Annotated in this window: 21 protein-coding genes; 14 read left to right on the top strand and 7 right to left on the bottom strand. The window is 47.8% G+C overall.

Translation table 11 applies throughout. The features are described from left to right. Positions 1-134: 134 nt before the first annotated feature. The 9 genes from W04_RS10590 to W04_RS10550 all read left to right on the top strand — a co-directional run bounded on the left by W04_RS10590 (position 135) and on the right by W04_RS10550 (position 7,576). Positions 135-2,375: an aminotransferase class V-fold PLP-dependent enzyme gene (locus tag W04_RS10590; protein ID WP_053910807.1), complete on the top strand. Its 2,241-nt coding sequence runs from the start codon at positions 135-137 to the stop codon at positions 2,373-2,375. Between the two features lie 31 nt (positions 2,376-2,406). Then, a complete protein-coding gene (locus W04_RS10585; RefSeq protein WP_053910806.1) occupies positions 2,407-2,898 on the top strand; it encodes a GNAT family N-acetyltransferase in 492 nt (163 codons plus the stop codon). A 99-nt stretch (positions 2,899-2,997) separates the two neighbouring features. After that, positions 2,998-3,495: a hypothetical protein gene (locus W04_RS10580; protein ID WP_040643068.1), complete on the top strand. Its 498-nt coding sequence runs from the start codon at positions 2,998-3,000 to the stop codon at positions 3,493-3,495. A gap of 13 nt (positions 3,496-3,508) precedes the next feature. Beyond that, complete coding sequence (locus W04_RS10575) at positions 3,509-4,123, top strand: superoxide dismutase (protein WP_053910805.1); 615 nt, start codon at positions 3,509-3,511, stop codon at positions 4,121-4,123. A 92-nt stretch (positions 4,124-4,215) separates the two neighbouring features. After that, positions 4,216-5,565 (top strand): DNA-3-methyladenine glycosylase 2 family protein, encoded by a 1,350-nt coding sequence (locus W04_RS10570; RefSeq protein WP_053910804.1) that lies wholly within the window; start codon positions 4,216-4,218, stop codon positions 5,563-5,565. Between the two features lie 2 nt (positions 5,566-5,567). After that, entirely contained in the window at positions 5,568-6,035 is a 468-nt protein-coding gene (locus W04_RS10565; protein ID WP_053910879.1) for a methylated-DNA--[protein]-cysteine S-methyltransferase, read from the top strand. Positions 6,036-6,178: 143 nt separating this feature from the next. Further along, on the top strand, positions 6,179-6,667 hold the full coding sequence (locus tag W04_RS10560; RefSeq protein ID WP_157576404.1) for a hypothetical protein: 489 nt from the start codon (positions 6,179-6,181) through the stop codon (positions 6,665-6,667). After that, positions 6,645-6,866: a hypothetical protein gene (locus W04_RS10555; protein ID WP_053910802.1), complete on the top strand. Its 222-nt coding sequence runs from the start codon at positions 6,645-6,647 to the stop codon at positions 6,864-6,866. The genes W04_RS10560 and W04_RS10555 overlap by 23 nt, the downstream gene beginning before the upstream one ends. Before the next feature lie 92 nt (positions 6,867-6,958). Further along, positions 6,959-7,576 carry a thymidine kinase gene (locus tag W04_RS10550; protein ID WP_053910801.1) on the top strand — a complete coding sequence of 206 codons (618 nt, stop codon included), beginning with the start codon at positions 6,959-6,961 and terminating at the stop codon, positions 7,574-7,576. Here W04_RS10550 and rlmF read toward each other — a convergent pair. Beyond that, positions 7,546-8,454 (bottom strand): 23S rRNA (adenine(1618)-N(6))-methyltransferase RlmF, encoded by a 909-nt coding sequence (gene rlmF / locus W04_RS10545; protein WP_053910800.1) that lies wholly within the window; start codon positions 8,452-8,454, stop codon positions 7,546-7,548. The genes W04_RS10550 and rlmF overlap by 31 nt on opposite strands. A gap of 250 nt (positions 8,455-8,704) precedes the next feature. Here rlmF and W04_RS10540 point away from each other — a divergent pair, with 250 nt between their 5' ends. Further along, a complete protein-coding gene (locus tag W04_RS10540) occupies positions 8,705-9,610 on the top strand; it encodes an alpha/beta fold hydrolase (RefSeq protein WP_053910799.1) in 906 nt (301 codons plus the stop codon). On the opposite strand, the gene W04_RS10535 is transcribed toward W04_RS10540, so the two are convergent. After that, on the bottom strand, positions 9,543-11,042 hold the full coding sequence (locus tag W04_RS10535) for a sulfotransferase (protein WP_053910798.1): 1,500 nt from the start codon (positions 11,040-11,042) through the stop codon (positions 9,543-9,545). The genes W04_RS10540 and W04_RS10535 overlap by 68 nt on opposite strands. 108 nt (positions 11,043-11,150) lie before the next feature. Further along, positions 11,151-13,733 (bottom strand): TonB-dependent siderophore receptor, encoded by a 2,583-nt coding sequence (locus W04_RS10530; RefSeq protein WP_053910797.1) that lies wholly within the window; start codon positions 13,731-13,733, stop codon positions 11,151-11,153. A 204-nt stretch (positions 13,734-13,937) separates the two neighbouring features. On the opposite strand from W04_RS10530, the gene W04_RS10525 reads away from it, so the two are divergent. After that, the gene (locus tag W04_RS10525) at positions 13,938-14,339 is read left to right on the top strand and encodes a hypothetical protein (RefSeq protein ID WP_053910796.1); all 402 of its coding nucleotides are present in this window, start codon (positions 13,938-13,940) and stop codon (positions 14,337-14,339) included. A gap of 36 nt (positions 14,340-14,375) precedes the next feature. On the opposite strand, the gene W04_RS10520 is transcribed toward W04_RS10525, so the two are convergent. Further along, complete coding sequence (locus W04_RS10520; RefSeq protein WP_053910795.1) at positions 14,376-15,521, bottom strand: glycosyl hydrolase family 28-related protein; 1,146 nt, start codon at positions 15,519-15,521, stop codon at positions 14,376-14,378. Between the two features lie 124 nt (positions 15,522-15,645). Further along, positions 15,646-16,179, bottom strand: a complete 534-nt coding sequence (thpR, locus tag W04_RS10515) for an RNA 2',3'-cyclic phosphodiesterase (RefSeq protein ID WP_053910794.1) — start codon at positions 16,177-16,179, stop codon at positions 15,646-15,648. A 72-nt stretch (positions 16,180-16,251) separates the two neighbouring features. On the opposite strand from thpR, the gene W04_RS10510 reads away from it, so the two are divergent. Then, a complete protein-coding gene (locus tag W04_RS10510) occupies positions 16,252-17,622 on the top strand; it encodes a M17 family metallopeptidase (protein ID WP_053910793.1) in 1,371 nt (456 codons plus the stop codon). 38 nt (positions 17,623-17,660) lie between these two features. On the opposite strand, the gene W04_RS10505 is transcribed toward W04_RS10510, so the two are convergent. Both W04_RS10505 and W04_RS10500 read right to left on the bottom strand, forming a co-directional pair. Continuing rightward, positions 17,661-18,038 carry an STAS/SEC14 domain-containing protein gene (locus tag W04_RS10505; RefSeq protein ID WP_053910792.1) on the bottom strand — a complete coding sequence of 126 codons (378 nt, stop codon included), beginning with the start codon at positions 18,036-18,038 and terminating at the stop codon, positions 17,661-17,663. Between the two features lie 95 nt (positions 18,039-18,133). Further along, positions 18,134-19,204, bottom strand: a complete 1,071-nt coding sequence (locus tag W04_RS10500) for a ketoacyl-ACP synthase III (protein ID WP_026111037.1) — start codon at positions 19,202-19,204, stop codon at positions 18,134-18,136. A 162-nt stretch (positions 19,205-19,366) separates the two neighbouring features. On the opposite strand from W04_RS10500, the gene W04_RS10495 reads away from it, so the two are divergent. Continuing rightward, a complete protein-coding gene (locus tag W04_RS10495; RefSeq protein WP_053910791.1) occupies positions 19,367-20,674 on the top strand; it encodes an amidohydrolase family protein in 1,308 nt (435 codons plus the stop codon). Further along, on the top strand, positions 20,661-21,068 hold the full coding sequence (locus tag W04_RS10490) for a DUF4440 domain-containing protein (protein WP_157576401.1): 408 nt from the start codon (positions 20,661-20,663) through the stop codon (positions 21,066-21,068). Before W04_RS10495 ends, W04_RS10490 begins: the two co-directional genes overlap by 14 nt. The last annotated feature ends 80 nt before the right edge of the window (positions 21,069-21,148 follow it).

The following is a 21,148-nucleotide window of genomic DNA, read 5'->3' as shown; positions in this document are numbered from 1 at the left end:
GCTCCCCCTGTTGCCGCACGAGTTATACGATAAACTCATAAAACCTCGGTTTATTCGAACAAATTAGTCTTACTGCGTTGAGTGCTTATGTGTACAATGGTTATAAGTTATAGCTAATAGTAATATAGTGTCTTATGTCGCAGCGTTTCTTCACCCAGCCTAGCCAAGATCTGGTTTATCTTGATGCCAATGCCACCACCCCGGTGCTGCCGTGTATTGCCGATGTGGTGTCACATACCATGCAAGTGTGTTTTGGAAACCCTTCAAGCTCTCATATAACCGGTGTACAAGCGAAATATTTATTGGAGCAAACGCGCAATAAGGCACGCCAGGTGATAGGTGCGCAAAGTGGCGATATTCTTTTCACCTCAGGTGCGACCGAGGGAATTCAAACGGCAGTGGTATCCACGCTGCTGGCAAACCGTCATAAAGCCACCGAGCACAGTGTATTGTTGTATGGGGCGACTGAGCACAAGGCCGTGCCAAATACCCTGAAACACTGGAACGAAGTATTAGGGCTTGGGGCAAAAGTCTTGGCGATTCCGGTGGACAAAGATGGCTTGCTAGATAGCCAATTTATTGCAGAGCACGTGGGCCAAGCATTAATGATATGTACTATGGCGGTGAATAATGAAACCGGCGTATATCAAGACTTAGGTGCACTCGAGAAAGTGATCCGAGCGCATAATCCGCACGTGTCTTGGATGGTCGACTGCGTTCAAGCTCTTGGTAAACAATCGTTGGCCTTAAGTGATACCACAATTGATTATGCCCCTTTTTCTGGGCATAAACTCTACGCACCTAAGGGAATAGGCTTTTTGTATATTCGCGAAAATAGCCCCTATACCCCATTCATCGCCGGAGGGGGTCAAGAAAGTGGTATGCGCTCAGGAACAGAGAACCTACCCGGTATCGCCGGTTTGTATGAACTATTTGAACTACTGCTAGATTCCAAGCAAGCGGTGTTCAAACCTTTGTGCACCTTGCATCAATACCGCGACCAACTTATTAGTGCCTTAGAGCAAACCTTTGGTGATATCACCTTTAATGCGCCTTTAGCATCAACGGTGCCGACGACACTGAACTTTTGCGTTAATAGCCTGACCTCTAAAGAGGTGATGGATTTGTTCGATGCTGCGGGGATCCGCGTTAGTGGTGGTTCAGCCTGTAGCTCTGGGGCATCGCGCAGTTTCGTACTTGATGCCATGGGTGTTAGCGACTGGCAAAGCGAAAACGCCATTCGTATGTCTTTTGGTCCAGCTGCCAGCGCTGCAGATATCGCTTTGGCCTGTGAGCGCATTTGTGCGTTAAAACCAGTGCTTACTAATCATTGTCTCGTCGTCTCTGATGCTCATCAGCCAGAGCAAGAGGTCTGTGCACTGGGGCTTACACAATTGCGCCATCAAGGCAGTTGTTGTTGGCTATTTGTCGCTGACAATAATGACGCAGTAATCATCGACCCCATTGTTGAATTGGTGCCTCGCCTGACTCGGTTAGTTAAGCAGCAGCAATTGCGGGTCAAAGCCGTACTAGAAACTCACCGACATCAAGATAAAGACTCCGCACGCTCGCTGTTGGCTCAGCGCCTAGAAGTCGATGCAAGTGGCGAGCTTGGGTGGTCTCATGGTGATACTATTGCTCTTGGCTCACACCAATTAAGCCGTGTGACCACGCCAGGGCACAGCAGTGACAGTGTCAGTTATTTACTTTCTCAAAACGAGCATATTGAAGCCTGTTTCTGTGGCGATTTGCTTGTTTGGGGTGGGCTGGGCAGTACTCAATTTGACGATGCCAGTTGCGAGCAAATGGCGCAGTCGCTGAAATTGCTCAGTCAATTACTTGAACAAAACACGGTTATTTGCCCAGCGCACGACTACGAACAGTGCTTTGCCATGACCTGGCAGGCACAGTGCCAAGCCAGTGAGCTGTTGGCAGCCTTATTGCTAGGGGATATTGATCATGAGCAGTTTGCTTTGCGTAAAAATCAGTTAGATCAACGCCAAGGCGAGCAATGCGGCGCCTTATGTGGCTTTAGCCTAGCGCCCGCCAAGGCAAGTGGGGCACAGCTGAGCGCACAGCAGTTGCAGCAGTTACTGCATGAGCACAGCGATAGTACTGTGGTACTTGATGTACGTGAACCCTATGAACACGGCGCAACGGATATTCGCAGCCTATTTACGTTAGCGCCAGAACAGCTCATTAATATCCCACTTAGTCGGCTCGCGAATGCGTTGTTGACGCAACAGCTGGACAAAAGTAAACACTATGTATTGATCTGCCGTACAGGGAATCGCTCTGGGCAGGCTATCAGTAACTTAAAAGCCTTGGGTTTTGAGCACGTGTATAATTTGCAAGGTGGGCTCGCGCTTGTATGATGGAAGGGTATTCACAGTCCAAGGAACCTTTATGAGTCAAGTGTTTATCCGCGATGCGGTGATCAATGATGTGCCGCTTATCTATCATTTTATCAATCAACTCGCTATTTATGAGAAAGAGCCGGACGCGGTCACTGCCACTGAGCAGGACATTGAGCGCACATTGTTCGGTGAAGGAGCGACCGCCCATAGTGTGATTTGCTTTGACAGTGAGGCGCCTGATGCTGAGGCAATCGGCTTTGCAGTGTACTTGTTCAATTATTCCACTTGGTTGGGCCGCAATGGCCTGTACCTTGAAGACTTATATGTTAGCGAAGATAAGCGAGGTCGAGGTGCAGGCAAGGCATTGATGCAATTTCTTGCCCGTCGCGCGATTGAAAAAGACTGTGGCCGTTTTGAGTGGGTGGTGCTCGATTGGAACAAGCCAGCGATTGACTTTTATGAGAGTATCGGCGCGCAAGCACAAGGTGAGTGGATTATCTATCGCTTAGATGGTGAGCAGCTGCACCAGTTTGCGCAATGAGGTTAGTAAATTAAACCCATAAATAAAAATGATTTGCATTAACGTTTATCTGTGTTTAAGGTAGTGGTATGACCCACAGTGACGTGAATGTAAATCAGTATGAGCCAATCTCCATTAACTGACTTGCCTTGGGTGCAATCCGCACTCACCCCTTGGCAAGTCGATATTCAAGCCGGTAATCACGCATTCAACGCTAAGCAGTGGCACCTCGCCAGAGATAAATACACTGTTGCTTACCAACTTAGCTATCGCTTGATGGCGCAATTTTTAACGTTAAAAGATGAGGGCGTGCGTTGCCAAGCATTGGCGCAATGTAGCCCTGCTATGGTAGTGGCTGCCCACAACCTCGCAGATACTTACATTCGCCTTGGTAACCTAAGTGGCGCTGCACACACTCTTACTCAAGTGCATGCCAATATGCTGGCGTTGCGTCAGCACTCTGACCCAAGTGTCATGCACATCGGTGCTATCCATAGTGATAAAACGTATGCGCAACTGATGCACTTCGCCAAGCTCTATGGCCCCAACCCTGAAACTCATAAGCAACTACAACACGCGCTTAATCAGCACAGTGTTACACACCCCACTTTTCACTAAATAAGGAGTGACGATGGCATTTCAACTTCCAGAATTAGCTTACGGCTATGATGACCTGGAGCCTCATATTGATGGCCGTACCATGGAAATTCATCATACTTTACATCACCAAACCTACATCAATAAGGCCAATGACGCTTTGAAAGACAGCGAATATGAGGGCAAAGGGGCACATTGGTTGTTGCATAACATCGCTAAGATAGATGAGGCACTGAGACCTGCGATCCGTGATCACGTCGGTGGGCATGCCAATCACAGTTTGTTTTGGCAAGTGATGAGCCCCTCAGGTGGCACGCAGCCACAAGGTGCGTTAGCTCAGGCTATCAAAAGTGACTTAGGGAGCTGGGAGGCATTTAAAAAGCAGTTTACGCAGGCGGCATTAACGCAGTTTGGAAGTGGTTGGGCATGGCTGGTGGTTGATAGTAGCCATCGACTTCAAGTGGTCAACAGTGCCAATCAAGATAGCCCACTAATGGATGGATTAACGCCTATTCTAGGTTTGGACGTATGGGAGCATGCATACTACTTACAGTACCAAAACCGCCGACCAGAATATATTGAAGCCTTTTATGAGGTCATCGATTGGCCAGCGGTGGAGGCGCTTTTTCATCAAGCGACAGGGCGCTAAGTTAATTTTATATTGAGTGTAAAATCTGGCTAGGTATTCACGCATTTTACGATAAGCTGATCACAAGACTTAAAGTAAAGTGAGTGTAAAGCATGTATCCCCCAGATATCTGCCAAACAGCCCGGATGAGCCGTGACAAGCGCTTTGATGGGCTCTTTTACGTTGCAGTGCGTAGTACCGGCATTTATTGTCGGCCTATTTGCCCAGCCCCTGCGGCAAAAGAGCATAACGTGCAGTATTATCAGCATGCACATCAGGCAGCCTTAGCCGGCTTTAGACCCTGTTTGCGCTGTCGCCCCGATGCCAGCCCAGGCAGTTACCCTTGGCTGGGCGCGCAAACAACCGCACTGCGTGGCAAAAAGTTAATTGATCAAGGGCAATGGCGTGAGGGCGGGTTACCCGCGCTGGCGGCGCGCCTAGGGGTGTCGCAAAGTTATATAAGTCAATTATTCAAACGACATTATGGTATCGCACCTGGCCAATACGCACAGTTTGTTCAGTGCCAGTTTGCCAAACAGCTATTGCAGCAAACACAGCTAAAAATTACTGACATTGCATTCGCTTCAGGCTTCAACAGTGTTCGGCGCTTCAATGATGCATTTAAACAGCTTCTAAAGCTCACTCCGAGTGATATTCGTAGTCGAACGTCGCCTGCGCAGCAGCATATTAATTTGTTTTTAAGTTTTCGCCCGCCTTATGACTGGCCTGCCATGCAACAGTTTTTAGCAAAGCGGGCGGTCGACCCTGTAGAGTGGGTTGATTCTAACAGCTATGGTCGCACCTTTGAGTATGCATCCTGTAAAGGCCAGTTTAATGCTGTTTTTGACCGGGCGAAACAGGGCTTTTGGGTTGATATTACCCTCACGGATTGGTCTCATTTACAGGCTGTAGTGGCGAACATTCGCCGTGTTTTAGATTTGGATGCCGATACCGAGGTGATCAATCAGCAACTGCATCGTGCTTTCGGGGAGTGTCTGCCGCTTAAACAAGGGCTCAGGCTGCCAGGCATTTGGGAGCCGTTCGAAGCGGGCATCAGGGCGGTGTTAGGGCAACAAGTCAGCGTGAGTGCTGCAAGACAGTTAAGCAAAACCTTGGTGGCATCGCTCGGTGATGAAGGGCGCTATTTTCCAAGGGCTCACCAAGTGGCGCAAAGTGAGCTTAGCTTTTTTAAAATGCCAGCAAGGCGTAAACAGGCGATTATTGATTTAGCCCGGCATGTGAGCAGCCATGGTATTGACGATATAGACGCTTGGTTAACCATAAAAGGTATCGGCCCTTGGACTGTAAACTATGCGAAGATGCGTGGTCTGAGCGACCCTGATATCTATTTAGGGGGGGACTTGGGGGTCAAAAAAGCGCTGCAACACCTGCCGAACATAAATCCCGAGGCCTGTGCACCGTTTCGTTCTTATTTAACCTTTCAGCTATGGCAACAATTATGACTATGTACCAAACAACGCTAGGGACGCCGATAGGCGCCTTGTTAATCCAAGCGACCGATCATGGCCTGTGCTATGTCGGTTTTGATATGGGCCGTGCCCAAAATGGCCTTAGTTGCAACAACGACTTGCTAAATCAAGCACTCTATCAGCTACAGCAGTACTTTGATGGTACTCGGCAAAAATTTGATGTGGCTATTGATGTCGCCGGCACTGATTTTCAAAATCAGGTGTGGAATGCATTGATGACGATAAGTTATGCGACTACGTGCAGCTATGGTGATATTGCCAAGTTATTAGATAACCCAAATGCAGTGCGTGCCGTCGGCGCGGCGAATGGCAAAAACCCTATCAGTATTATCGTGCCTTGCCATCGCGTTATCGGCAGTAACGGCACGTTGACTGGCTATGCCGGTGGGGTGGACAAGAAACAATGGTTGCTAGCGTTTGAACAGGCCCACTGCGACGGCTAAACTAAAACACAATTAATCCAGCTAAGTGGTCTTAAATGGTCCGGTTCCTCCTTTTTATGGTGGTTATAACAGTTGTTTGTTGCCGCGTCGCATTGGCAGCTAACAGCAATCTGCGAATAACCCTCTGTTATGAGGACAAAGAGGTGGTGCCGTTTTACATGGGACAAACCCGAGAGGTGCCTACCCACAACCCCGGTGCTAATATCGAAGTGATCCAACAATTACAGTCACGCCTAGAGAACGTGCGTTTTGCATTTATTCGCAGACCTTGGAAGCGCTGTTTAGATATGGTCGAAAAGGGCGAAGCGCAAGCATTAATAGGCAGCTATCGAAAGCAACGACTCTCTCGGCTGCGTTATCCTATGATTAACAATGACGTTGATACAGGTCGTGCACTGAGTAAAGTGGGTAGTTGCTTTATTGGCAATCGTGAATTTCATGAGTTCTGGCCAAGAAGACACTATTTGCAACAGCAAGGCGTGGCGATTGCCTTGCCGCATGGTTACGCTGTAGCTCAGCGCTTAAACGATCAGCCAGTTTTTGTGCATTTTGTTTTTTTTGCAGCAAGACGCTTACCGGCTATTGGCAAACAGGCGTGTACACGCAGTGATGGATTTTTGCCAAGTCGGTAATCAGAACCTATACGTTGAGCCCGCCGATATCCAAGGGGTGAGCCCACTTTATCCGCCTTTCGATGTGCACTATGGCTATCTTATCTTCGCACCAAAATTTTACCAGGCACACCCTCACCGAGTGGAACGTATATGGGATGCGCTAAAAGGCTTGGATACCACGGCTATTTACCGACGCTATCTACAAATTCGCGATTAGTGTTTGTTGTTTAAAGCTCTCTAAGAGGAGATATGACTTTCCTAAAGCCTTAGTGTAAGCTTGGCGCGCGAAAAAAATGGATAACAATCACTATGGCTCAACTCTATTTCTACTACTCGGCGATGAATGCTGGAAAGTCCACAACGTTATTGCAATCGGCTTTTAACTATCGTGAGCGCGGTATGCGCCCTATGATTATGACTGCCGCGATAGACGACCGATCAGGTGTTGGGAAGGTTGCATCGCGAATTGGCTTGCAGGCCGATGCCTATGTCTTTGACGGTGAGTCTGATGTGTTTGCACTTATCCAACAGCAGCACCAAATCCAGCCGGTAAATTGTGTGTTGGTGGATGAAAGCCAGTTTTTGTCGAAGCAACAAGTGTGGCAGCTGACCGAGGTTGTCGATCAGTTACGCATACCCGTTTTATGCTATGGCCTACGCAGTGACTTCCTTGGCGAACTTTTTGTCGGTTCACAATATTTATTAGCCTGGGCCGATAAGCTGGTGGAGCTAAAAACCGTATGCCACTGCGGCCGCAAAGCCAACCACGTATTGCGCTATGACAGCGAAGGAGCGGTGGTTGCCAGTGGCGACCAAGTGCAAATTGGTGGTAACGAGCGCTATGTTTCCGTGTGTCGTAAACATTATAAGCAAGCGCTCAATGACCCGAGTACCACTCAGCAAAGCAATTGTTCTAAGCGTGCTTGACGTTCACTCTGTGGCATAAAGCTCCAAGCAAGAAAGCGGCTGACTTTTTGCCCTTGGGCCATATTCACCACCTCAATATTGATGGCCCCAGCCTTACGCAAGGTGTTTTTGAGGGCCCTGAGGTTGTCTTTTTTTGAAATCAATGAGCTAAACCACAGTACCTGCTCGGCATAATGGCTGCTTTCTAAAATCATATCGCGCACAAAGCCAAGTTCGCCACCTTGGCACCATAGCTCATTGGCACGACCGCCAAAGTTGAGGTGCGCCCCTTTTGCTTGGCCTTTCAGATTACGCCATTTGCGCTCGCTTCCGGCCTGTGCGCTTTGTTCGCTGTCGTGAAAAGGTGGGTTGCACAGGGTGGCGACTAAGGTATCTTGGGCTTTAACTATGCCGTTAAAATAACTACTTGGACGTTTTTGTTGTTGTACCTTGATAGGTAATTGATTGAGTTGTGCTAACTGCTTAGCGAGCTTGACAGACTGGGGGTCGATATCACTGGCAACAAACTGCCAGTTAAATAGTTTATGACCTAAGATAGGGTAAATGAGCGATGCGCCGGTCCCCACATCCAATACCCTTACTTTATGATGCGCGACATCTAAGCCGCTGTCGTTGGCAAGTAGGTCGTGTAAGTGGTGCACATAATCGGCTCGCCCGGGAACCGGGGGGCATAAAAAGCCGCTGGGTAAATCCCATATATCAATGTGATAATGGTGCTTAAGCAGTGCTTGGTTGAGTGTTTTTAACGCGTTCGGATCGCTGAAATCGATACTTGGCTGGCCATCGCGCCGAGTAATAATGTGGTTCTCTAAACTAGGTAAGCTTCGACACAAGGCGTCGAAATCATAGCCGTTGGCGTGACGGTTCTTCGGATGCAAGGGCAAACTCTATTCGGCTAAAAGCCCCATTATAGAGAAAATCACCTTGTTGCTGTAGTGCTTTGTGATGGACTAAGAGCGTTACATACGCTCATATTGCTCATTTTTAGTTTCATGACTTTTCTTTACACTACAGACTTATTCACCATGCGAGCATAGCTGTTGTGGCTAAATAGTGACTGAATTATGTTACTTGTTGATAACATTTGATGCTGGTACGATGAGTAAAAAAGAATAAGCAATATCAAGTATGAGCGATATTATTCAACAGTCGGTATATATTGATTACAGTGAGCAGCAAACCCTGCATTTGCGTTATATTGCGCAAGATAACGCCACAGGTCCAGCCATCTTTTTTATGCATGGTGCTGTTGAAAATGGCAAGATTTTTTATACGCATTCGAATAAAGGATTAGCGCCTTTTTTAGCTAAACATGGATATCGATGTTATGTCGCCGACTTATGTGGTCGTGGCGAAAGTAAGCCATCAATAGGCCCTGGGGCCAGTTATGGGCAAACCGAGGCCATATGTCATGAAATCCCAGCGTTTTTAAGCAAAATAACGAAGCATGCCGGTGAATTCCCTCGTTTTTGGGTCGCTCACTCTTGGGGCGGAGTGTTATTCAACAGTGTCTTTGCTCGCTTTCCTGAGTATATAAAGAAAGTCAGCGCCTGTGCGTACTTTGGATCCAAGCGCTCATTGTATAACCGTCACCCTAGTAAATTCCTTAAAGGTAATTTGGTGTGGTATTGGTTGGCACCAAAAAAAGCGAAGAAATATGGCTATTTGCCTGCGCGTAAACTGAAGTGGGGCAGTGATGATGAAACCGTTAAATCACACTATCAAAGTATGCAGTGGGCAAAGGTAAGGCCTTGGATTGATAGCGACGATGGTTTTGATTATGGCCATGCCATTAAACGCTTGGCGTTACCGCCAACGTTGCACATCGCAGGGGTTAAGGATAAAGCGCTGGCACAACCCATAGATATAAAGAAGTTTATGCAAGAGTCAGGTTGTGGCATCCAAGAATTTAAGTTGTACGGGCGCAGTCATGGCCATCACCATGACTATGGCCATATTGACATGCTTACTCATCCCCAAGCGCAGCGGGATCAGTTTCAGGATGTACTGGCCTGGTTTTCACGCTACGGCTAAAGCATTCGCTAAAGGCTTGCTCATAGTCTTTGTAAGCTTTGTTCGCATCTTTATAGACGGGTTCACGCACTTGATGGCGACTCAAGGTCGTCACCGCGTGATGTGATTCAAAATAGCGCAAGCATTGTTGTGTGTAACTTAACTCCAGTTTACTGAATATTTTACGTAGGTACTGTTCAGGTTCTTGCACTAATTGTTCGTAATGTATCGTGATCAGGTTTTCCCCCAATGTGTCTCGCCAGTGTTGCATCAAGTTATCATAGCCTTCGTAGTAACGAGCTAAGGTGTCCATATGGCAGAAAAAGGGTTCATTGGCGCCAAAGTAATGACAAAATACCGACCAAGCCATGGGCTGGAAATTACGTCTCAAATCGATAAACACGGCATTTGGCATCAGTGCTTGAATAGCTCCGAGAGCCTGAAAGTTAGCGGGGAGTTTATTGATCACGACACGGTGAGCGAGTTGATGCTTGGTGAGTTCATCAACGTACATCTGTCGCAGCCGGTTACGAATATCGGTGTTATCGGTGTTTGTATTGGCCATGCATTGTGGGAAAGGAGCTTCATTGACCGCGCTCAAATAAGCCATCAGTTTGGCGCTAATAACGTCGTTTTCACCTAGGCTTGCTATGCTTGGGTGCTGACACAACATTTGCTCTAACAGGGTGGAACCCGTCCGTGGCATGCCAACAATAAACACCGGAATAAAGCTGGCTTTTAAGGTGTCTTGTTGCTCAGTAATAAAGGTTGTTGAAAACTGCGCTATAAGCATGTTGATGTACTGCTCGAAGCCCTCACCCAAAGGCGTACACAAGGTATATTGCATTTCATTGGCTAAACGATAGTGAGCAAAGGCCTGAGTTTTGTCACCACTGTTATGATAGCTTTTTGCCAAGCTGTAATGCAGCACCACTTTGGCTTGCGTGCTACGGCTTGCGCTAAGCAGAGTGTGCATATGAGCAATCTGTTTAGAAGTAACATTATTACCTTTCAGTTGGCTTAACTCATAGTATATGTATGGGGTGACCGGGTGATCTGGGCAGCCCAAGCCATTGAGCAGAGCCTGCTTAGCTTTTTTGATATAGCCATAGGTAAGATGGTGCAGGGCTAAGCGATAAAAGGACTCGCCGTTATGAGGAGCAATTTTGGTGCAGTAGTGCAGTACTTCATAAGCATCACTTCGTTTCTCTAGGCCGTCAAATGCATCGGCAAGCGCAAATAAAGGGTCGAGTACTTTAGGGAGCCTTTGGCAGGCTTTTTGTAGCAAATAGACTGCCTGAGGGTATTTCTCTAAGCGGATGGCAATGCGACCCAAACCAAACAGTGCTTCGCCTTGATTCGGGTCGGCTTCAAGCGCCGATTTAAAATGAAACTCGGCTTCCTTCAGTTTGTTTTCACTTAGCAGCTGATTAGCGCGCTCTAAAATAGTCATAGTGATTCGGTAAAGCTTTTTAATTCAACATACCGTGCGGCCTGTGTCGACGCAAGCATAAAAAAGGCGGGCTTTATGCCCGCCTGTGATGTGGTTAATGTGCTTCTATTAGAAGCTATAAGTCGCTTTTACGTAGTAATAGCCACCATTGAAACCAAACGGCGAGGTTTCATAGTACAAGCCACCCCAATTGTTATTAGGAATACCTGTACGGTCCTCGAAATCTAAAGGCTCTGCCTCTTGGTCGAAGATGTTTTGTGCACCCACAGATAGACCGATGGCTTCGGTGGGGTAGTAAGTCACCTCCGCATCAACTGTTACTGCGGCATCGGCCATTTTAGCTGTTTGGTCGAAGTCAACATGAACACCTTGGTACTCACCGAAGTAATTCACGCGCACAAAGCCAGAGAATGAATCCCATTGTTGTGACCAAGTTGCTGTACCACGATGATTAGGTAGGTCTTCCTCTAGGCGTTGTACTTTAAAGTCACCGGTAATATCACTGAAGCTGGTCACTTCAGTTTCATTCCAGTTGTACGCCAAGCTAAAGGTTGAGAAACCATCGAGTAAATCAGTGCTGTAGTTGGCTACTATATCAACACCCTCAGTGGTGGTGTCAAAGTCATTGGTGAAGAAACTGACCTGTGCAAGTTGGTCGACATTCGGCACACCTGCTTGTTTTAAGATGTCTTTATCTTCATCGCTAAGCACGATTTTTTCTGATTGACTGATACGGTCTTCTACATCGATGTTGTAGTAATCCATGGTTAGATAGAAATCACCGTTTTGGTAAACCGCACCGAAGGTATAGCTATCAGACTCTTCCGGCTGTAGTTCTTCACCACCGAGCTGAACCGCAATCGGGTTAGTTGGTGGTAACAGCGCCGAATCAACCAACACGCCACTGCTTAGGTTCGTTTGCACGTTACTAACGTTCGCTTGCCCAACAGTAGGCGCACGGAAACCAGTGCTTAATGAACCACGCAATGAGAACATGTCGTTAATAGTGTAATGACCCGTTACTTTGTAGTTAGTTGTTGAACCAAAGCTGTCGTAATCTTCATAGCGCAGCGCCCAACCCATTAAAAAGTTCTCAGTGAATGGTGTTTCGATATCAATATAGGCAGCATAGTTGCGGCGTGTGAATTCACCGGCTTGTGAAGGCTTAAAGCCAGGGAAGCCGTTAGAACCAATACTGAAGCCTTGCTCTGTTAGCGGGCCGATTTCAAATGAATCTTCATCGCCAGCGATCACGGTGAAGGTTTCTTCACGCCACTCAATACCACCGGCAACGTTGGCATCGTAATACAAGCCCCAATCAAAGGTCCGGGTGATATCGAAGTTAAATGTTTTCTCTAACTGCTCGTATTTACCTGGTGAGAAATCGCGCGGTGTTTGCGGACCTAAAGAGGCATTTACGGTGTCATAGAGGAAGTAGCGTGAGGCGTTATAGCCCACTGAGCCACTGGCATCATAGAGCCAACCTTTGAGCCAGCCATCGGTAAACTCACCTTTCACACCTGCTGTGAATGAGGTGTCAACGATATTACCGCCGAAGTTTGGCGTAAAACCACCAGGCAGAATTTCATTAAAGGCAAAGCAATCTGGGTTATTAGCTACGCCATTAATGTACTCTGGGTTGTCCAGTACGTTATCGTCGATTTGGATATTGGTTGGACAGTTGCCGCTCATATCGCCAGTTAAATCACCCACCAGCAGCGTTTCACCGCCATCGTTGGAGTACACACCTGGGCGTGTATGCGGGTTACGATAATAGAAGCCACCACGAACATCACGCTCAGAATAGTTACCGAACATGTAGAACTCATCATCATTGGTTAGCTCTAAGCCAACATTACCAAAAATGGAAATGTCGTCTTCAATCTCTGGGGTACCCCAAATTTGTGCTGGGTCGTCAATATCCGGCACGCCCGCCGCTGTTAACGCAATCGCGTCAGCGCGCTGAGTACTGCGACTTGTCGCGTCAGCATTTTTATATTGGAAGCTTAAGTTAGCGAAGCCGTTATCAGTGAACGGTAAACCAATGTTACCGGCAATTTGAGTGCTATCACCGTCGCCTTCGTAGTATTGCCCATGACGTACTTCAAACGTACCCCCTTCGCTGGCATCTTTAAGCACGAAGTTCATTACCCCAGCAATTGCATCCGACCCGTACTGCGCCGCAGCACCGTCGCGCAATACTTCTACTTGTTTCAGCGCGATGCTTGGGATCACTGAAATATCAGGGCCTTGTGCACCATCGTTAATACCACCGCCTAGAAATGCGATGACCGAGGCGCGATGGCGGCGTTTGCCATTGAGTAAGACTAGTGTGCTATCAGAGGGGAGACCTCGCAAGTTGGCAGGGCGCACAAGCGTTGCTGCGTCACTGATAGGATTACTATGTACATTAAATGATGGAACAGTGCCTTTAAGCACTTCTAACATATCGGAATTACCCACCTTACTGAGCTCTTCACCGCCGATAATGTCAACCGGAACAGGAGAACTACCGATAGAGCGTGGTGCAGCACGTGACCCTACGACGGCGATTTTTTCAATATTTTTCGTTTTTTCAGCATTGCTCTCGTCTTCAGCAAGTGCATTACCGGTGTGTAGCAGCGCTACCGTTGATGTGGAAAGAAGTGCGCAGCGAACGGCTGCTTGCAGAGTTCTGTATTTCAACTTCATATTGTATCCCCCAGTTAGTATACAGATTTATGATTCTTTGTTGTCATTGTGTATAAGGTATCTATACATGTTGTTTACAATAGATTCAACACAACAATAACTTTTGTTACAAAATATTAGACCTAAGTGGGAGAAATTGTATGGTGCTAGCGTCTAGGGGTTATCTGTGTGACAATCATTTAGTAACTACTTAGTGAAGACCTTATGCGCATCTATCGTTTATTCCATCGCGCTCCAATCCGCGTGCTGCTTATTTCTCGGCGGCGACAAAAATTGAAATTACGTCGCGCGATGGTGACGGTGAAGTGGGCCTTGGCGCAAGAACGCCAAGAAACAAAAGAGATGCTGGATATTTACCGACGCTACACGCGTGGTAACGCCACTAAGCATGAACTCAAAGTGGCAAATGAACAGTTTGTAGATATTTTAAAGGGGCTGGGTTTAGGCGTGTTTGCAATACTGCCATTTGCTCCTATTACCATCCCCCTTGTTGTTAAAATTGCCAAGCTGGTAGGGGTTGAGGTGTTACCTAGCTCGTTCAGTCACCCTAAACCACCTGCTAAGAATTCATCCCGCTGCGACGACAGTCCCCCTCCCGAGGGCTAGTTTAGACACTGACGTGCCCAACTAGGCGGCGCTCAGCTAACTGCCCGGTTGGGTGGGCAGGGCTGTGTTGTTGTCGATATACACATTGCGACTAAGGGGATCAATGTAAAGAAAATCGCTGTCCGGGGCGAGTTCATATTCGTTTCCAGAAATATGTACTCCATCGAAAGAAGCGTGATCAGAGTAGCTGTAGGTTCGCACAATATCACGCCAGTTGGTTTCCTCGGCGAAGTGAACTTGCTCAAAACGGTTATCGCGCACGGTCAACGCATACACAGGGCGCAGTTGCTCTCTGCCAAGGCTATTTAGGCGCAGACCAAATCGGGTGTTATGAATAAAGTTTTTCTCAAACATAATATTATCCCATGGAATTTGTCGGGGAGCTTGAGAGTTCGGGTATAAGTTCATAACAAACCCATCAATGTTCATAAAGCGATTATGAGCGACCCACAGATCTGAGTAGTAGCTCACCTCAAATGCGGTCTTGTTAATATCCTTAAAGGTATTGAACAACACATTCGCAGTTTGTGCTGGCGCACGAGTTGAAAGCTTAAGGGTACAACTCTCAAATTCATTGTCCAACACCACAATATCATTCACCCCTCCCACGTAAGAGTTTGTCTGTGCTTGTGTTGTTGTCACTTGCCGACACTGGCTAAAGCGGTTGCTGGCGATCATGACTTCACGGGTATTGGTAGTGAAATAATCGGCTTCAGGCCCGGAAGTCACTCGCAAAGCGGCATCACCAAAGTTGCTAAACTCATTGCCGATAATTTTTACGTTTGTAGCCGAGGCGATATACACGCCTTGTTTGCCCCAGGTGCTAACTTGGTGACCGTTATGGAGTCCTTGAAAATGTAACGAGCTCAAGGTGAAGTCTTGCGCTGGTTTAACGTAAAGCAAGTATTCTCCAGAAAAGTTTGCACACTTTTTTAATTTACTCTGTGTAAAAGAGCGCAAAGTGATTTGCTCACTGTGTTGCAACACTAAGGTGGCGCACACATCGTACGTGCCCTCAGCAAAGATAAGCGTGTCACCTTTGGCCAGTGAGTCGAGGGCGCTTTGTATCGCTACGCTGTCATCTTGTTGATCATTGGCTGTGGCGCCAAAATCGCCGACATGCACATTTTCTGCTTGGGCAACGAAAGAAAAAAGTAAAAGAAAGTAAATAAATCGCGTCATGATGGATCCTTGAAAATAGATAATTCAAAGTCGTGGTTCTGACTGGTAATGCGATGTAGGGAACCGGTTACCTTTAGCATAGTGTGCCATCCTCAGAGTCTCAATGTATTTGCTTAAAAGCACGCTAATACAGCGTAAAATGTTCAATCGGGCGATAGACCAAGCCTTGCTCATCACGGGTCGACTCAAACAATGTAAACCTATGCACTTGCATGTCAAAAGCTGGCATCGGTTGAGCAACTGTGGGCATCGCTTTGCAGTTTCTTGCTAGGGTGATGTGGGGGCGATAGCGCCGGTGCGGATCTTTAATATGATGTTTTTGTGCTATCTTTTTGAGGCCATTGTGCAGTGTGAATAACGCGTTAGGTGGTGAGCTGGGGCGAAGGTGAAAAATGCCATTACTGGGCCACCAATCGATGTCTGCCACCTTTAAGTTAAACTTCCTAAGCTGCAGAGCTCTCACTTCTTTAATCAGCGCAGCCTCCGTATTCGAAGGGGTATTGCCAAGAAATAACAGGGTTAAGTGCCAGTTTCGTGGTTGCGTAAAGGCTTTATCGGCGATGACATGGTGTTGTAGCCAGTGCGCGAGTGAAGACTTTGCCTCGTTGCTTAAGCCCAGAGCAAAAAACAACCGTCGGCTGGAAAGTGAAGACGCCATTACTCATCCTATACCAATTATAAGGCGAACTTGATATGCTGAATATTATCAGCAACCAACGATGAGTCTGCAATGAATCTTTTGGTAAATACGCCGCGTAAGGATAACGCGCCAATCCCTTTTTATGTTATCAATCAAAACAACTTAGAGACATGGTCTGAGCAACAGGACGACTTTACCCGAACTTGGGTATTGCGTTCACTCGGTGGAGGTCAAGGTCTATGTGTTGTACCAAATACCGACAATGGCGAACCTAAACTGGCAGTCTTAGTCAGCGATAATGAGCAAAGTGTGTGGGCCGCTGGAGACAGTGTGAACAAGTTACCAGAGGGCGATTATCAACTGACTGACTGCGCCAACGAACGTGATATTGCCCTGGGTTTTGCGCTCGGTGGCTATCAATTCACTGGCTATAAACAAACGAATTCACCGAAAGCGCGTTTACTCATAACCGATAAGGCGTTGTTCGATGAGCTGATAGCCAGTGTTGAGTCGACAAACTTAGTGCGCGACCTTGTTAATACGCCTGCGGCGGATATGATGCCTCAACACTTAAGTGAAGTCATGAGCGACTTAGCTGAGCGTTACGATGGCCAATTCTCACAGTGGATCGGTGATGAGCTATTAGAGCAAAACTATCCGACCATTCATTTGGTCGGTCGTGCCAGTGAAAACAAGCCGCGATTGCTTGATTTGCGCTGGGGTGATAAAAAAGCGCCCAAAATCACTTTAGTAGGCAAAGGCGTATGCTTTGACTCCGGCGGTCTAGATTTAAAGCCTGCGGCGGGTATGCGATTAATGAAAAAAGACATGGGCGGTGCAGCGCATGTATTGGGCCTTGCTAATATGATCATGGCAGCTGGGTTAAACGTGCAGCTACGGGTGTTAATTCCTGCAGTCGAAAATGCGGTATCACGTAATGCGTTTCGCCCAGGTGATGTGGTTAAAACTCGTAAAGGCATTACCGTTGAAATTGACAATACCGATGCCGAGGGTCGCTTAGTGTTGTGCGATGCGCTTGATGAAGCGCAGCAAGATAACCCCGATCTTATTATGGATTTCGCCACCCTCACCGGCGCTATGCGAATTGCTCTTGGCACCGAGTTACCCGGTTTTTTCAGTAGCGATGATGACATCGCTCAGGCGTTGACAGAGGCTGGTTATCAAAGCCAAGACCCAGTATGGCGTATGCCACTGTTTGCTCAGTATAAAAACTTGTTGAAAAGCGACGTGGCGGATATGAGCAACTGCTCACAAGGCCCATTTGGCGGCGCCATAACCGCAGCGCTTTACCTGCAAGAGTTTGTTGCCAAAGAAACACCTTGGGTACACTTTGATGTTATGGCGTGGAATGTGCGCGCACTACCAGGTCGCCCGGTTGGTGGTGAGGCCTATGGTATTCGTGCTGCATACACCATGTTGCAACAGCGCTTTGGTAGCTAAGAAAAAAGTTACACAATAGGCCGCGTAAGCGGCCTTTTTTAATGTTCAGATAACCAGGCGATTGCCGCGCGAGGGTCGTCGAAATATTTAACTTCGCCACTAACAAACCAATTTGCAACACTTGCCGCGAAGCTTTGCCACCGTTTATGGCCGTACAAGGCTATGCGTTTAAATTGCTTACGATGAATAACCCCTAACTTGAAGTCATCCCACATAGCTCGTGTTGTAAAACCGTCTAGCTGACTGGCGTCGATGAAAACATCGACAATGGGCTCGTCAATATCAGCCAAGGCCGAAGCGAATAATGGCGTCAGTAGTTGATAATGCTCATGATTCAACGTACCGGTCAGTACTAAGGCGATATAGATGCGCTGCTGGTGGCGCTCTATATCTACTTTCAAACCGTCTTTAGCCATAACACTGTTCCTATATAGCTTACGCTCAAGGTAACCATAGCGGCATTTATGAAAGTTTTAAAGTAATTGGGCCGCCATTGCAGCCCATAGTCGCATTAACCTTGTTGGCAGGCCGTTACCGCCTCGGCAATGAGCTCTAACCCAGTTTGCGAGCACTCAGGTAAAGCCGCTTGACTGTCACGCACTGGAGTTACACGCTCACCCCACTTTATGTAACTGGCTGCCCAAGTCAGGCCTGCGCCGAAGGCGGCTGACATGATATTCGCGCCAGGTTTGACCATCCCTCTTTCTACAGCCTCACACAAGGCAATGGCAATGGTTGCTGCGGAGGTATTGCCGTATTCATCGATATTAACCATCACTTTGTCATCGTCTACTTTTAAGCGCTGCTGAATTGATTGGATAATTCGTAAGTTCGCTTGGTGTGGTACTAATACATCGATGTCATCGAGGCTAAGTTGTGCCTGACTCAACACATCGTCGCAGGCTACACTCATGCCTTTGACGGCACGTTTGAAGATTTCCGGGCCAACAAAGTTTAAATCAGACCCGCCAATGGTCTGGTATTTGTTCACGTTGGTGCCAAAGTTACTAATATGCAAAATTGAACGGTCGCTGCTGTCACAGCCACTTTTGCTCGCGAGTAACCCTAATGGTTGCTCACTGGCTTGCAACACCACCGCACCCGCGCCATCGCCAAATAACACCGCACTGTCACGCAGGGCCCAATTGACATACCACAGCATGCGCTCGGCGGCGACTACAACAGCGGTTTTAATCATGCCTGCCTGGATTTGTGCCGTGGCCATTTGCAGCGCATATAAAAAACCAGAGCAAGCGGCGTTACTGTCACACGTAGCGGCTCCTTTGGCGCCTAAGCGTTGTTGCACTTCCGAGGCTGTGTTGGCGACCATGGTACTTGGTGTGCAGGTGGCAACCAGCACGAGATCAAGCTGCTCGGCGTCAACGCCAGCACAATCTAACGCGCGTTGGGCGGCCACGGTTGCAAGCTCAGCAGTGCTTACGTGGCTAATATGGCGGGCTTTAATACCGGTGCGAGAGCTGATCCACTCATCTGAGGTATCAACCACGGTGGCAATGTCATCGTTAGTAATGCGTGCTGGTGGGATACATTTGCCCCAGCCAGTGATCTCTGCATAGTGCATAAAACTTCCTAAGGTTGCTGCGTCGGACGTTTGTTTATTCATCTGGCCCGATCTCTTTGCTATGGCAACTTTATACCAAAATGCAGCGTTTTGGTCGAGTTATACTGGTTTGCACCGGCAAAGTATGTTCAGGTAAAAGAAAATAATAACCAAGGAAAAACAATGAAACTCATCACATGTGCAAGCTTACTTTTGGCGTTATCAAGCGCAAGCGCTTGGGCGCAAAGTACATTGATTTATGCCGGTAAATTACTCCCAGCGGCCAATGCCGATGTTCTTGAGCGGCAAACCCTGGAAGTAGTAGACGGTCGTGTCCAGGGCATTCATGAAGGCTATGTCAGTGCTCAGACGTTAGGCTTGGCCGACGCGCATATTATTGACCTTAAAGAGCAATTTGTAATGCCGGGGCTAATAGATTTGCATGTGCATATTAGTTTTGAACGTGATCCCCAGGCTGACCCTGAAAGGTGGTTGAAGGAGGTCGAGGCCGATCAGGCGTTACGTGCTACGCAATTCCTTGGCAATACCCTCAACGCGGGGTTCACTACCGTACGTGATTTAGGCAGTTATAACGAGGTGATTTTTCCGCTGCAACGAGCAGTAGAAAATGGCGTGATACAGGGGCCACGTATTATTGCTGCAGGTGAGGCGGTGACTCCTACGGGCGGCCACGGTGATTTACATGGGTATAGACAAGAGGTGCTTGATGCGTTTGCTCCACGCATGGGCGTGTGCAATGGCGCCGATGATTGCACACGGGCGGTGCGCGAGATAGTTAAAGCCGGGGCGCAAGTTATCAAAATCACTGCCACCGGCGGGGTATTGAGTAACACTCAGGCGGGGCTCAATCAGCAACTGACTGACGAGGAGATGAAGGCGATTGTTGATACTGCTCATAACCTTGGTCGCCCTGTGACAGCTCACGCACACAGCGCCCAAGGTGTTGCAGCTGCACTTCGCAGCGGAGTCGACTCTATCGAACACGGCTCTTATGCCAGTGATGAAACGGTGGCGCTGTTTAAAAGTACGGGTGCTTACTTAGTGCCGACATTGTTAGCAGGGATCTCTGTGAGTGAGGAAGTGAAGCACAATCATAAGGTTCCTCAGGCTATAGTAGACAAAATAACGCAGGTCGCCCCGGTGGTGAAAGCATCATTCCAACGGGCTTTAGATGAAGGCGTGAATATCGCATTTGGTACCGACTCAGGGGTATCCCGCCATGGAGATAACGCCCGCGAATTTGCATTGTTAGTTGAGTATGGTATGTCGCCCCGTGAAGCGTTGGCGACTAGTTTAGAGCAAGCGCCTAAGCTATTGAATATGGGTAAGGAAGTTGGCAAATTGCAAAACGGATACTACGCTGATGTAATTGCTGTTGCGCAGTCGCCATTAAAGGATATTTCGCAACTAAGCGCAGTGACCTTTGTCATGAAAGAAGGGAAAGTCATCAAACATCATGAGCAAGATTAAAGCGCAAACGTTGGCGCAACTAATTGAGTTAGAAAGAACTTTAATGAGTGAGGAGGTGCGCAGCAATGCCTCGCGATTAAATGAATTGCTTGATGAACGTTTTATCGAGGTGTCGGCCGACGGCCGGCGCTTTGATAAGGACAATGTGCTTGCTCGGCTACCAAAAGAGCAAGCCAAGGGACGAAAACCCACCTTTCACAATCAAGATTTTGAAGGGCGCATGTTGGGCGCTGATGTCGCCCAGCTTTCTTACCGAGGTGCGCTTAGACGCATCAAAGGAGGGCAATGGCACTACTCTGTAAGGATGTCGATATGGTGTCTGAATAGCAACCAAGATTGGCGTTTAGTTTACCACCAAGGCACGCCTTGTGAGGCCTTCCAGTTAAGCCGGTAACGTCGCCGTAGTCACCCACTCTTTGCTTTTCTCAGCGCCAGAATAACGATAGACTTTCGTTATTCATCCCCTCTTAGCGC

The sequence above is a fragment of the Pseudoalteromonas sp. SW0106-04 genome (genome assembly GCF_001293805.1).
GTDB lineage: Bacteria > Pseudomonadota > Gammaproteobacteria > Enterobacterales > Alteromonadaceae > Pseudoalteromonas > Pseudoalteromonas ruthenica.
This window is presented reverse-complemented; position numbering and strand designations above follow the sequence as displayed.